The following is a 14,658-nucleotide window of genomic DNA, read 5'->3' as shown; positions in this document are numbered from 1 at the left end:
GTTGACCCGGCTGGTCACCCGAATGCCGGGTGTGCTCGTTACGATCATGGCATCGGTCGGCAATGAATGAGATACCCTCATAGGAGATGTTTTTTGAAACAGGTTCTAGCTGACGCACTGGCCGCTGCTGGCCTGTAATTGTCAGGTAAGCACCCTGATCAATACTGGCAGGTCGCTCATTGATTACTGTGTGTGACCGATGTCTGCAAGATGTGTACGTACATCTTGGGGAGTGTCTTTTTCGTTACGATCACTCTATACAGAATGATAAAAATATTGTACAATAGCTAAGAACGAGTTATCCACCGGTAAAGAGGCCGGACAAAGCAATGCCGCTCTACCTGCAAGGGGGAGCGGTGTGTCGTTTTTAAGGAGAAGACGATATGCACACCCATCTGACATGTCCTCATTGTGGTCAGGCGCTCACCGCTGAAGGCACCTACCTGCGTTGTGCGACCCACGGCCTCTTCTTTCGCTACGGCCCCCGTCGTTTGTTAGCTGCGCCGATGCCGGTTGAACGCCACGAACATCTATTGCCCTGGCAGACATTGAACGACGAAACATCCAGGGCGTTATCATTACCAGCCACCGCCGCCGCCGCGGCCACCAAATGAGCCACCGCCGCCGCCGCGGCCACCAAATGAGCCGCCGCCACCGCCTCGACTACTCCACCCACTGGAGCGGGAGCTGCTCCACGAGCTGCGGCGGCTTGACGAAGAACTCCACGAGCGGCTGTGTCCCCAACCCCCGGTCATCCGTCCAAGGGTAGACGCGACGCTGTCAGTTGCCAGGGTTGATGGCATCGGTGGCTGAAGGGTTCTCAGGAGATCGGTCGCCGCAGCATCAATCGCCTGTGCCTCACGCAATGCGGCCTGCAGGGCTGCTTCACCGTTAATCGGCAACCGAATCTGATTAAACCGTTGTTGGAGAGCAGCAAATGTGCCGCCTGCTGCACTCGATGCACGCAGTGCCGATTGGAACTGGCTAATCCGGTTGAGCTTCTCGCGCACTTGCTGAAGCGTCTGATTGAGCGTAGCTCGCACCTGTTCAAGACGCTGCACCTCGGCGTAGGCACGCTGGTAGGTCTCGGCTGCTGCCTGAATAAGCGACAGATAGTGGTCAATCGCAGTTGCCAATGCCTGACGCCGCGCTGTATCTTCACTTTCCTCGGCCTGCCGTAGTAGCGCATACGCTTGCTGAAGCTGTTGGCGCACCTGTTCGATCTGCTGGCGAGTAGCCGGCGAGAGATCGGCGTCGTGAACAGTAACGTAATGTACGAGTTTTTGCACCTCGTTCCTTGCCAGTTGCTGCGCCTGATGTGCCCGCTCGCGCAGACGGTTTACCTGCTCGACCTCATCACGGGCACCGGCGAGTGCTTCATCGGCCAGGCGGTCGGCCTCTTGCGCTGCACGGGTCAGTTGTAGCCAGTCAGGTTTTTCTTTGGCAGCTTCGGCCTGCGCCGCTTGCAACAGCGAGCTGGCCTGGGCCAGTAGCGTATCGGCCTGGGGGCTAACGTCGGTATCGTGTTGGGCGACAAATGTGCGGCCCGCCTGAATGGATCGTTCCGCTTCGGCTAACACATCGCGGGCGATAGCCCGTGCCTCTTCCAGGGCACGCAGGCGGTCGGTAATAGCGGTTATCAGGCGCTCAACGTGATCGAGTTCCTGCTCGGCGGCGTCAAGATAGTCACGAGCGGTCAGGAAGTCCTGGGCTTCCATCGTGTTAGCGGCACGAGCCTGCTCCCAGTGCTCAAAAGCCCGTTCGGCGGCAGCCTCCGCTTCACTGCCGTTCCCGCGAATATCAGCCCAGGTGCTCTCGGCAAATTCATCAACCAGATCGAACGCTTCACGGCCTGCCTCGATGAGATCGTTGATCTGCGGCCCACGCTCGGCAAGAGCGGCAATGCGGCGTTCATTCTCTGCCCGAATTGTTGGCAGGTCGAAGCCTTCGCGCCGTGCCTTTTCAAGGGCTGCTTCAGCTTCAGCAATCGCAGTGACTGCTGCATTCAACGCTCCCTGTTGCAGCACACCGGCCAGCCGGTCAAGCGCCGCCCGTGCCGTATCCAGTGCGGTGTGGCATGTATCCATGCGATAGCCTTCAGCAGCCAGTTGTTCGGCGGTGCGCCGACCCTGCACAATGGCCGTCCGTGTGGTTGCGTATCGCTGAAGAATATCAAGTAACGTTTGCCGGATAACCGACGCCTCTTGCGCTGCGGCGATTGCCGAATCAGCTTCCAAACGCTCCAGTGCGGCTTCGGCACGGCTGATAGCCTGCTGAAGCGGCTCCAAAACGGCAGCATGGTTGGATAGCTCGTTGCCAAACTGCGGCAAGCGCTCAGAGACGTCGGTCAATCCTTTTTTTGCCTGTGCAACATCCTCCTGTGCCTGACGGATCAACGCATCGAGTTGGGCACGGCGTTGTTCAAGGGCATCCAACCGTTCGGTGACGGCGGCAGCCTGCGGTTGCAACTGCTCGTAAGCAACGGCGGCCTGCTCTAGTCGTTCTAAGGTTGGTTTGGCCTCGCGTTCCAGTTGCTCACCGATTGCGTCAAAGGCTATTTTGAGATCGGTAAATGCTCTTCGTGCCGCCTCGCTCATCTGGGCCAGCTCGGCAACGGCAGCGGGTGGATACGAAACACGGTCAAACGCAGCTTTTTCGGTGGCAGTGTTGAAGCGCTGCCCAAGCTGGACGATCAGCGTACCCATTTGCTCACGCGCATCACGAAGCCGACGTTCGGCAGCCTGGCGCGTCTTGCGGCGGCGTTGAACCTGGTAAAACCCCGCACCGGCTGCTGCGGCACCGGCCAGGCTAAGTCCACCAATCACCACCGGTGTTAAATCTGTGTTGATGGTAATCCCCCCGCCGGGACGTGGTGGATTGACAATCGCCTCTTCGATTGCGGTCAAAGCACTGGTGACCCCACGGGTAAAATCACCGTCGGCCAGACCGGGATTAAGGCGGTCGGTGCGGATCAATTCATAGTTGTCATTGACAGCCAGCGCATCACTCCACTCGTCACCGAACCAGATGGCGCTGTAGCGATTATTCACGGCAACGTAAATGGCGATGAGCGTCGAACGCACGCTGCTGTCGCTACGGGCCAGGCCATCGGCGATCAGGCGTCGTTCAAAATCACTTTCACCACCATTATCCACCACGTATACTGCTACCTGCGCACCACGGCGTAGCAGTGGGCCGGCGGCAGCCTGAATTGCCGACTCGTTTAATCGATTGCCGGGATCGACCAGCACCAGGCGTCCCTGGGCCAACACTGGTGCCAGCAAGAGGAAGCCGAGTACAATACCGATGAACCAACGCAATGAGGCGCACATGAAATTTTCCCCTGCCTGGATGCAGTCACTACCTGTCTGTAGGTTGTCGTGTTGATGCAGGCGATCTATGTGTTTCCTACTTATACAATACGACGCAATGTGGTCGTGCGTTGCAGTCTTTTTACGGCGTACCGCTTCCGGGCGTGGGTAGGTCGCGTGCATCAGCAGGTGGGGTCAGGCGAATATCCTTATTAATATCGCTCAATTGCACATCAAGCGCAAACGAGAATGGTTGAGCCTGGCCCTGTGGATCGGTTGCCGTACCACTAAAGGTTACAGTCAATTGCCGTAGATAGCCATCTTCACACACCCAAATCTGAGCGGCGGCATCGGTAACGGTGCTATCAGGTAACTGGGTTGGTAGACCGATGGCACCAAGACTGGCAAAGAGGGCGGTTGTCGCTTCACGGTCGCCGACATACTCCTGACACTGCACCCCATCACGTTCAGCGGTTGTACCAATCGTAAAACGACTGAAATCGGCACCTGCTCTGTTCACTGCACTGAGTGTCGTATCCACCTGGGTTGGAGGGGTAGCAATCACACTCTGCTCAGGCGTCAGGCGATACCAGACATCATCAGGCGCCCCAAGGAAGGTGAGCGGGCCGCGTACATAGCTGACACCACCGACCGTCATCGCCTGTAGACCACGGGTGACATCGGCGCCGAGGAATGCGGCCAGGAAACCGCGCAGGGTAAACGAGACATCAGCGCCGGCGAACTGACCATCAAGTGAGAGCAGGTCGGTCGTGGTATTGCCTAGATTAAAGCCACCGACCAGACCACTGCCGCGGAGCGACAATTGCATCCGATACGTCTCGATATTTGCCGTCTGGCGAATCGCTGCTGGGATAGCCGTTCCTGCCGGTTCGGCAGCCGGCGTTGGTGTTGGTACCGGTGTGGGTGTGGCGGTTGGCGTTGGGATAGGGGTGGGAGTTGCAGTTGCTGTTGGTGGTGGGGTTGGGGTTGGCGGCATCGGTGTTGTACAACCGGCGAGGAGGATTGTCATCAGAATAAGTGCAAGTAGACGCACGCAGAACCTTCCTTTCCACTCTAACGCATGACCAGAAAAACTCGACAAGTCATGCGCATGCTGATTATAGCAGCGATGTATACCGGCCAACAAGATAAAACTGTTTCACCAATGACACACACGATACTTGTGGTGTGTCGGGCAATGATCATGGATACCGGTAATTTCAGGTGAACACTAGGCTCATTTGAGAACACGTCTGATCTTTTACGTGTCAGTGCAGGTAACGCACTTCTTCAGAACCTCTTGCACTGTTTGGGCAATAGACTGATCGCTCGTAAACCAGATGGTCGTTACCGGTACACCAAACGCTTGTTCAGTAGCGGCAATGGTTTGTTGACGGCGCCGCTCAACACGTGCTGGATTGGCGTAGAAATCGGCCAGATTTTCGCTGGCACCGAAGTCGTCAACAACAATAACATGACTGATTGATGTGCGTATACCTGATTGTACCCGCTGCCAGAAGACTGGATCGGCTTTGGCAGTACCAAGATCGGCGGAATTGGCAATGAAGGCCAGGTCTGGATAAGGTGTTGTACGGACACGCCAGCGTCTAACCTGCCCGTGGTGCCAGCGTAATGCCCTGGCCGTCCATTGCAGATGTGCCAGTTGATCGGCGATCTGCACGGTGGCCTCGGCGTAATGATCGGTGGCAATCAGGGGGATTGCCCGGCGTTCAGTGCGCAGCGTAGCGAACAGTGTTTGCCAGGCGGGATCGATAATCGATGCTGCCATATATGCCCGCGTAAAGCGGCCTGCCGCACGTATGGCGACAGTAGGGCGAATGCCATGCCTCTGAAGCTGGCGAGCCAATAGTCGTTGCAGCCCAATACGGGTCGTGCTGCCTTCTGTCCAGGTGGGAATAACCAGATCATTCCAGTAGCGAGTAGTATCTATCCCCAGCCTGTACAATCCCGATTGTTGTAGTGCGCTTGTCAGTCGGTCTGGTGCGCCAAAGCGCACTGCTTCCAGACTGAGGGTACCGGAAAAGTCGAGTATAAGAAGTGGTGTTGTCATAGTTAGTCCTGCTGTTCAATCGACAGTTGTGGAAGAAGGGTAGCATATTTTATCGCTGGCCGGGCAATCGGTGGTGAATAGTCAGCAGGTGGTATTCCGGCAGGTGGGAGTGGCTGTGGGCAGGTTGGAAACTCGCCTTTCAGGTGTGTTATAATCGACGCGACCTATCCTGGAGAAGCAAACCGACTCGACAAATGCAACAAATTGTGTATAATACAGGACAAAGCAGGCGGGAGTGGCTCAGCTGGTAGAGCGACACCTTGCCAAGGTGTAGGTCGCGGGTTCGAACCCCGTCTCCCGCTCCATTATTACGACCGACTCACAACTTGTGAGTCGGTCATGTTTTTTTTACAAAACCGTATATAATAGGCGCAATATATATTTTCGGTTACGTTTAAGATAAAGCAATAGCAACCACAAACCAGAGAGGCCGCTGTGTATCTGCCACGTAGCAATCTGCATCGCATCCTTGCCCTTACTCTGCCAGGTGGGATTGCACTTGGGCTACTGCTGTATGCTCTGCTTGATGTTGTGACACGCTGGGGTAATGGCGAAACAGCGCTGACGTTTGGCGTTGCGCTTATCCTTGGCGGTATTATTGGCCTGGTCTTGTCACTTGTGGCATGGCTAAACCTTCGCTATGCCTTGCACGAGGCGCGGCAACACGCAGTACGGACATTAAATGCAGACCTCCCGCCACTGACCGATACCGACCCACTGGTTGCTTTACGTCAGACGGTTGCCGATGCAATTGCGGCAGTGCCACGCTCATCAACGCTGGTGACGCTGGCTAAGCGGCTTTGCGTAGCCTCTGATCGTGAGGCCATGCTGGCAGCGGTTGCCGAGACCTTATCTGAACATCTGCCGGTACGCGGTGCTGTGTTGCTCTTGCACGATGCCGAGTGCGCACTTTTGTTTCCTTCGGCGGCCTGGGGGATCGGTGTAGCCCGCCGATCAACCACGTTTGACATCAACAGCAGTGCGGTTGGTCGAGCGTTGCGTGAACGACGCTCTGTTCATCTTTCAAGTGTACAGATGCGGGAATTGTTGAACACCGCTTCGCCTCAGACCTTGACGGTCGTAAGCTGGCCGTTATGGGTGCAACAAACGCCAATCGGATCACTTTGTTTGATATTAGCCGGTACCGATCTACGCTTGAATGAAGAACAACAACAGTTAGTTGAACACAGTACCACGCTCTTTACAGCTTATCTGCAAACGACGATCTACCGGCAATGGCTGGAACGAGAACAGAATCGCTTGGCAATATTCGAGCGGATTGCCGGCAGCGTAGCCGAACAACCTGATCTTGAGCGAGCACTGGTTCAACTCTTGCGAATTGCTGCCGAGCTGACCGAGTCGAGTCACGGTACCTTCTTATTAATCGATGCCGAGACGTTGACCATTCGTAGCCGGATTACACTTAGCGGTGGCGATATATTACCGCTTAACCTGGCATCAGCGCCGATACTCAAGCATGGTCTGGCCGGTTGGGTGCTCCGTGCCCAACGTGGGATCATCATCGATGATATTGAGCGTGATACACGCTGGATTCCAACCCCTGGCCTGGAGTTGATGCGTTCCGCGCTTTCGATGCCGCTGTTCCACGGCGAAAGACCAATCGGTGTGTTGACGCTGGCCAGCCTTAACCCCTATCATTATAGTCAGCGTGCGCTGGCGCTGGTGTCAGTACTGGCAGCGTATGCGATTACCGTCATGGTGCGCTACGGCTACGAAGGGATTGTTGAGCCAGAGCACCTGTTTCACGCCCGGCGGTTGCTCGGTAGATATTTACCACCGACCACGGTACGTGAATTGATGGGCCAGCAGGCGAAGTTAATGCAGGCGCTACAGCCGCAGGCGGTCTCTGGGGTGTTCGTTTACGCCTGCTTGCGCGGGATCGAGCGTCTGACCGATCTGACCGCTCAACAATTGTTTGAACGTGTTGCAGCTCCGTTCCATAACGTGTGTCGGTCGGTAGTCCATCAACAGCGCGGGGTCTACATCGCAATCGACGAGCGAAGTTTCAGCGCAGTCTTTGGCTTTCCACAGCCACAATCTGATGATGCAGTACGGGCATTGGAGATGGCACGCAAAGTTCAGGCTGTACTTGGCGATGTACGGTTGCAATGGCGACAACAGTTTGGGGTTGATCTCGCGCTGGCCGGTGGTATTACTACTGGACAAGTGGTTGTTGGCGTGATTGGTCAGGCCGACAATGCAACAATGGCATGGTCTGGCACTGCGATGCGGGAAGCGCGGCGACTGTGTCAATTAGCGCGTAATGATGAGATAGTGGTAGCTGAGAGTGTCTTGAAGACTATTCCATCAGGTCAATTTGTTCTTGAGCCACTGACGCCGGTTAGTTTACATAATAAAAATGAACCGACGTCGGTATATCGATTGGCCGGCCATTTGTGAGTGGTTGTGATGAAGAATGAACCATTGTCGATAAAACGATCAGAGTTACATCCTGAGAGCCTGTTACGGATTGCAACTGCGATAGAAACGGCAGCAACCCTCGATGAACTCCTCTTGCTGGCGCTGAATGAATTTGTTCAGGGGTTGGATGTCGCGATGTGTGGTGTGCTGCTTCTCGATCCGACGGGTGAAACGATCTCGCTGGTCAGTACATTTCCGCCACGGGTTTCGTTACCGCCGCCCCTTCCTCTGAGCGATCTCCCACTTGTGCACCAGTCGTTGCAACAGCGACAGGTGCATCAGATACCGGATGTCTCTGCTCTTCCAGAGCAGCATAACCGCTCGGCAGAAACAACATATTTGCTCAAGATGATCTATGAAGCCCGTATCCGCTCACTCTTGATCATCCCACTGGTTGCGCAAGATCAGGTGATTGGTGCATTAGCCTTTGCGACTATCGATCAGGTGCGTCAGTTTGGCGCGAAAGAGGTCTATGTTGCCCGTCTGATGGCCAGTCAATTGGCGGCTGCCATCACCTCATTTCGGATGATCGAAGAAGCGGCACGCCGTGAAGCAGAGCTGGCAACCTTGAACGATATTGCTGCGGCAGTCACCTCATCCCTGGATCCGCGAGAGATTTACCATCTGGTGATGGAAAAGATCAACCAGTTCTTCCACGTCGATGCCGGTTCGCTGCTTATGCTCGATGAAGAGACGGGTGAACTGGTCTTTGTGATAACCCTGGAGGAAGGGCAGGAAAAGCTGGTCGGCTTGCGTGTGCCACCTGGCCTGGGGATTGTTGGTGATGTGGCCCGTACGCAGCAATATGCGATTGTGCATGACCCGAAACAAGATGCACGCTTCTACCGTCAGGTCAGTGAAGGGATTGGCTACAATGTTCAGTCTATCCTTTGTGTGCCAATCGTGGTGAAAGGGCGCACAATTGGGGTGATCGAGCTACTGAACAAGCGTACCGGCCACTTTACTGAAGAGGAAGCGATTCGGCTCACCCGGATGGCGGCGACGATTGGAATTGCGCTAGAGAATGCCCATCTGTTTCAACAGGTCAGCACAGTCCGGGATCGCTTCGAGGCCATTGTTAATTCAACCAGCGATGGGATTCTGATGGCCGATATGCGCGGGGTCATCGTCACCGGAAATCTGGCTGCTGCCCGTATCTTCCATCGTTCACGCGAGGCTCTGATCGGGTGTCGGCTCGAAGAGTTGATCGAAGAATTGATGAGTAAAGCGCTGGTGGTAGAGGAGCCGCCGTGGTTGAATGAAGGCGCACCGCACCGTGTAATTGAGATGGAACTAAGCGAGGGGGCTGTCCGTTATCTCCGCCATACCATTTTACCGGTGCGCGATACTGCCGGGATGCAGATCGGCAGTCTCGCTCTGTTTGAAGACATTGCGAAAGATCGGGAGCTGGCGCGTTTGCGAGATGATTACACCGGGATGCTAATCCACGATCTACGGGTACCGCTAACCGCAATTATGAATGGCATTATGATGGTACAACGCGGATTTGGTGGTGATCTTTCTTCTCAGCAGCAAGAGTTGTTGAGCATTGCCTATCAGGGTAGTGAAACAATGCTGGCGATGGTCAATACCCTACTCGACATCAGCAAGATGGAGCAGGGGCGGATGACACTGAATTACGAACAACTCTCACCGTATGATCTGGTTGAGGAGGCTATTGAGCGGCTTCAGGTAGCAGCTCAGCAACGGCAAATCACTCTAGCTCGTGATCTGGCCGCTGGATTGCCGCAGATTGAGGTTGATCGGGATAAGATCGTCCGTATCCTGCAAAATCTGATCGATAATGCGGTTAAGTTCTCTCCCGACAGCGGTACAGTGACGATAGGTGCGCGCTCTCTATCATTGCCAATCAATGCAACTGGCGGTGAACATCCGGCTCTTTCCTTTACCATCCCGGCATTGCCTGCCGGCGAGTGGCTGATCTACTGGGTACGGGATGAAGGACCTGGAATTCCTCTCCAATACCACGCTCGCATCTTTGAAAAGTTTGGGCAGGTGCAACAGCAGAAGTCGCGTGGTACCGGGCTAGGGCTTACCTTCTGCAAGCTGGCTGTCGAAGCGCACCATGGTCAAATCTGGTTGCAAAGCCGTGAGGGATTGGGCAGTACGTTTGCGTTTGCGCTGCCGGTGAAACGCTGCGATTCCTGAAGGGCGGGTTAGTAGATTACGAAACTGTTACCAAATCCCTTTGTTCTATCATTGTGTCATCGGCTATACTGGCTAAGAGTCGTCGCCGCACATATATGAATGTATATACATCGGGGGAACGCCGTGCGGCAGGTCATCACCGTTTTACGTTCGCGCATTCTGTTCACGATCATCCTGCCTTACCTACTCCTAGTGATCATGGTGATGCTCGTCGGTTCGGGTATTGCGATGACGCTGGTAGCGGGAAGCTGGCAGGAACGATTCAATAATCAACTCGGGCAGGTTGCACGCAACTTTGCCGAAACCCTGGCTTTGCGCGAGATTAGCAATATTGCCTACCTCGGACAAATTGTGTTTACCGCAGCCAATGCCGATAGCGGTGCACCGGCGGTGGTCGACGCTATTGCCCGCCGTGATGGAGATGGGCTGGCAATTGCGCTGCGCAGTTTGTGGACACTAGGTCAGAGTAACGAGAATATTTCCCCTGATCGTTTGATAGTCTTTGATCCCACCGGAATGGCGTTGCTCGACTGGGAGCGCTCGCCGGTTGGGGATGAGCCGATCCGGTATGTTGGGACAAACCTTGCCGGTTTGCCGTTGATCGAACAGGTCTTGCAAGGTGTACAGACACCGGTTGGCACCAACGAGATTCTCGGTGATAAGTACAGTGGGTTGATTGCCTTTCAACAGGCTGATGGTAGTCAGATTTTGCACTTCTTTACGGTAGCTCCCGTCTATGCCCGTGCCGATGATACTGACGCGCCACAATTGCTGGGTGGTGTGCTGGTTGCGCAACGGCTTGACCGGACGCTGAACTTTTTGCAGGAGCGTAGCCAGGCTGCCTTGACTGTGTGGTTAGACAGCAATGGCGATCTCCTGGCTGCTACTGTACCAGAGAGTTTTCGCTCTCTGTTTCGTCTGAATGCAGATCAGATCGAGATGTTGGTGCGCATGAACGCACTCGGTACCTGTCTCGACATTGGCAATCTGACCGGACGGTTGGTAACCCCTATCGAGCCGGTGCGTCTGCCGACCTGTTCGTTGTCGACCACGATCAGCGCCGGCGACTACGAATATCAACTGGTGTACGCACCGTTGCTGATAAGAGGATCCCAAAGCGGCTATTTCGCTGTTGGACTGTCACGTGATTTTATTCTGAGCGCCTGGGCCAGTAGTCGAAATGCAGTTATCGGCGTTACCGCCGGCCTGGCGTTAGCGGCAGTAATTGTTGGCTACTGGGTTGCCCGTCAAATTACCCGTCCACTTGACGAACTGGTCGCAGTGGCAGATGCGGTTAGTGCCGGCGATCTTGACCGGCGCAGTATGGTGCAGGCGGAAAATGAGTTGGGGCGGCTGGCCCTTGCCTTTAACCAGATGACGGCGCATCTGTTGCATTTATATCAAACTAGCCGTCAGCTTAACCGTGAATTGCAGATTGATGCCATTTTGCAGATTGCCACTACCAGTGCTACCGATCTCAAACCCCAAACAGAAGCTATTGCCATCGTCCCCGATACCGATGGCTGGCGCTTTCGGGTACGCTCGAATGCACCACTGAACTATGCGACGCTAACCGAACATACGCTGACTACACTGCCGGTAAATGGTGAAACGCAACTGGTACCCTACACCGATTCATTGCTGGCTGCCGGTGGGGTGCAAAGTGCTCTGGTGGTGCCATTGCTTCGTGAGCAGCAAACAATTGGCGCACTCATCTTTGCCCATCCAGAGCGAAATGCCTTTTCATCTGCCGTGCTGCCGCATTTACAGGCGATTGCCAACATGACAGCAGTGGCTTTGGTGAATGCACTGCTGTATGAAGCAGCGCAACGTGATGCCGAACAGCGCCGTGCTATTCTGGCTGCAATCAGTGATGGTGTGATTGTCAGTGATGTGCGAGGACGGATTGTGTTGTTGAATCCGGCAGCCCAGCAGTTGCTGCAACTGGTGCTGCCGGCACACGCTGATCTATCAATCCACGACCTGCCGTTAACCGGTAAAGCAGCACGTTCCGAGCTGTTTGGACGACCAGAAGAAGTTGTTACGATTGGTCATCGCTTTCTGGCAGTAGGACGAGCACCGGTATGTATGACTGATGGTACCCGGCTCGGTGAGGTGATCGTGTTGCACGATGTTACGTCGGCGATCCAGATTGATCGGGCTAAGACCGATTTTATCGCCACGATTTCGCACGAGTTGCGCACACCGCTGACGGTTGTTCGTGGCTACCTCGAACTGATCCTTCGTCAAGCGACTTCGGCGCTCGATGCCGAACAACGTGAAATGCTGGAAGAGGTGCGCCAGAGTGCTATCCAGATGACCCATTTGGTCAATAATGCGATTATGATCGCTAGTCTCGATGCCGGTCAGATTGAGGTGCAGATCCAGCCGGTGGCACTGGCACCGGTCATCGAAGATGCGCTGCGTCCCTATCGGGCTGTATTGGGCGAGCGTGACATTCAGGTACTGCTCATTATCCCGGACGATCTGCCTCCAGTTCTGGCTGACCGTGAGTTGTTGAAGCAGGCATTGAGTCAGTTGTTCGATAATGCTCGTCGTTACGTACACCAGGGCCAGATATTGGTGAGCGCAGGGGTCGATAGTGATACACTCTGGCTGGCGATCAGTGATACCGGCCCTGGCATTCCGACCGAGATCATGGAGCGTTTGTTTACCCGTTTCCAACGGGTTGATGGGAATAATTCTGCTCAGCGTGGTGGTGGATTAGGTCTGGCAATCACACGTCAGTTGTTGGAGTTGCAGGGTGGTTCGATAACCGTGACCAGCACGCACGGTCAGGGAAGCACCTTCACGATCCGGTTACGTTATACGAGGGAGCGGGGACGTGTCGTCGGCGGGTAAGACACAGACAAATACCGGCCCTGACTACTTGCGCTGGCTGGTAGGAGGAGCGCTTTTGCTAGCGATCCTACCGGTATTCTGTGTCACCCAGGTCATCTTCTGGTGGTTGACGCCGTACAATCAGCCATTCATTAGTGTAAGCGCTGCACGCCTGCTGCGAGCGTATGAACCATTTCCGGCCGATCTGAGCTTCGCGCCACCGGCTGCAGATCTGCCAAATCTGGCAGCAACTGAAGTGGCACGGCGAACTCAAACCCCGACCCTGGCCGCGGCTTTACCTTTACCGGTGCCAATCGTTGCTGTACCACTGCCACCTACCCGCATCGATCCACCAACGCCAACGATTACACCAACACCGACCGAAACAGCCACCTCCAGTCCGGCTGGCGGTGGAGCACCCACATTCACGCCTACTGTCGGCGGTGGTGTGGTTGTGCCGGGGCCAACGGCCACGCCGATAGTCGTGAGCACGCCAACACCAACCCGTTCAACGACACCAACTGTTAGCTCTCCTGTGGTTGCCACTGAAACGGCGACTCCAACCACACCACCAACTGCCCGCCCAACTAATACACCGACGGCAACTGATGTATCGTTGCCAACAGCAACACCGCCACAGCAACCGTTCACTCCGACAGTAACGCCTACACCGGTACCAACCGCCACAACGACACCGACGCGCCAGCCACCACCGGTGCCAACAGCTACCTTTACGTCTACACCGACACCAACCGTAACGCCCACGCCAGAACCGACTGCCACGGAAACACCGGAGCCAACCGTCACGGCAACGCCGACCGCTACCCTGTCGCCAACCATCGTGCCTCGGCCAACGAATACGCCGACAGCGACGTTCACGCCGGTACCAACAGCGACGTTCACGCCGGAGCCAACAGCGACGTTCACGCCGGAGCCAACGGCAACGTTCACGCCGGAGCCAACGGCGACGTTCACGCCGGAGCCAACCGCAACACCAACGGAGACCCCTGTGCCTGCTGTACAGGTGCGTGTCCAGCCAATCGATCCGGTCAATGAAGGTAATCCGCCTGTGGTTACCCGTCGCGATGTGGTGGTCGAGCTGCTGACCGATGCTGCGGTTGATGTAGAGGTGACGTACCGGGCTGAACCTGGCGGAACATACCCGGCGGGTAATCGAGATTATGGTGTTCCAGGTGGATCATCCGGTACGTTGCGGTTTGCAGCCGGATCACGGGCGGGCACAACTGCAACTGTTACCATTGAAGTGTACGGAGATGATATTGTCGAGGAGGACGAGACAATTCGTTTTCAGCTCACCAGTATTACCAATGGCGAGCTGATTGATGCCATGCAGGAGCTGACGATCCGTGATGATGATACAGTCGTCGTGAGTGTTGGGCCAGCCACCGTAGATGAAGGTAATTCGGGAACGACAACGCAACTAGAGTTTCCGTTATCGCTCAGCAGTAGCAATCGCGAGCGCGATGTGCGGGTGCGTTATCGGATTGAACCAATTTCGGCGACACCCGGTCAGGACTATCAGGCGACAACACCGGCCGAACTGGTCATTCCACGCGATGATCAGAATCCATCAATTATCGTTGTCGTTATCGGCGATGACATCCCTGAACCGAATGAAACGCTTCAGGTGGTTTTAGAGGCAGTGAGCGGCGGTTCTCTTGGCGCAGCATCAGCCGTTGGCACGATAATTGATGACGACATCCAGAACAGTGTCTTTAAGAGTCAGCGGCTATCGTATGCTCAGCGAGTAGCGTATCGCGCTGACACATTCGTGACACTGATACCATCGGCAGGCAGAGGCAC

7 protein-coding genes, 1 tRNA gene and 1 pseudogene are annotated in these 14,658 nt (G+C 55.3%); 6 read left to right on the top strand and 3 right to left on the bottom strand.

The features are described from left to right. The first annotated feature begins 383 nt into the window (after nt 1-383). Nucleotides 384-614 carry a hypothetical protein gene (locus tag VAE55_RS02365; protein ID WP_322814217.1) on the top strand — a complete coding sequence of 77 codons (231 nt, stop codon included), beginning with the start codon at nt 384-386 and terminating at the stop codon, nt 612-614. Here the strand turns inward: VAE55_RS02365 and VAE55_RS02360 are convergent. The 3 genes from VAE55_RS02360 to VAE55_RS02350 form a co-directional block, all read right to left on the bottom strand. Continuing rightward, nucleotides 579-3,332, bottom strand: coding sequence for a TPM domain-containing protein (locus tag VAE55_RS02360; protein ID WP_322814216.1), 2,754 nt, complete (start codon nt 3,330-3,332; stop codon nt 579-581). The two genes, VAE55_RS02365 and VAE55_RS02360, sit on opposite strands and share 36 nt — an antisense overlap. Before the next feature lie 121 nt (nt 3,333-3,453). After that, nucleotides 3,454-4,365, bottom strand: coding sequence for a hypothetical protein (locus VAE55_RS02355; RefSeq protein ID WP_322814215.1), 912 nt, complete (start codon nt 4,363-4,365; stop codon nt 3,454-3,456). Nucleotides 4,366-4,572: 207 nt separating this feature from the next. After that, nucleotides 4,573-5,382 carry a hypothetical protein gene (locus tag VAE55_RS02350; protein WP_322814214.1) on the bottom strand — a complete coding sequence of 270 codons (810 nt, stop codon included), beginning with the start codon at nt 5,380-5,382 and terminating at the stop codon, nt 4,573-4,575. 229 nt (nt 5,383-5,611) lie between these two features. Here VAE55_RS02350 and VAE55_RS02345 point away from each other — a divergent pair. From VAE55_RS02345 to VAE55_RS19085, 5 genes and pseudogenes are all read left to right on the top strand, one after another. Beyond that, a tRNA-Gly gene (locus VAE55_RS02345) sits at nt 5,612-5,687 on the top strand. 130 nt (nt 5,688-5,817) lie between these two features. Then, entirely contained in the window at nt 5,818-7,803 is a 1,986-nt protein-coding gene (locus VAE55_RS02340; RefSeq protein ID WP_322814213.1) for a GAF domain-containing protein, read from the top strand. Between the two features lie 9 nt (nt 7,804-7,812). Continuing rightward, on the top strand, nt 7,813-9,993 hold the full coding sequence (locus VAE55_RS02335; protein WP_322814212.1) for a GAF domain-containing protein: 2,181 nt from the start codon (nt 7,813-7,815) through the stop codon (nt 9,991-9,993). A 123-nt stretch (nt 9,994-10,116) separates the two neighbouring features. Beyond that, nucleotides 10,117-12,855, top strand: coding sequence for an ATP-binding protein (locus VAE55_RS02330; RefSeq protein WP_322814211.1), 2,739 nt, complete (start codon nt 10,117-10,119; stop codon nt 12,853-12,855). Further along, nucleotides 12,839-14,542, top strand: a pseudogene (locus tag VAE55_RS19085) (Calx-beta domain-containing protein); the annotation flags it as partial. The gene VAE55_RS02330 and the pseudogene VAE55_RS19085, both read left to right, overlap by 17 nt. Nucleotides 14,543-14,658: the final 116 nt, after the last annotated feature.

The organism is Chloroflexus sp. (assembly GCF_034432675.1).
Taxonomy (GTDB): Bacteria; Chloroflexota; Chloroflexia; order Chloroflexales; family Chloroflexaceae; genus Chloroflexus.
This window is presented reverse-complemented; position numbering and strand designations above follow the sequence as displayed.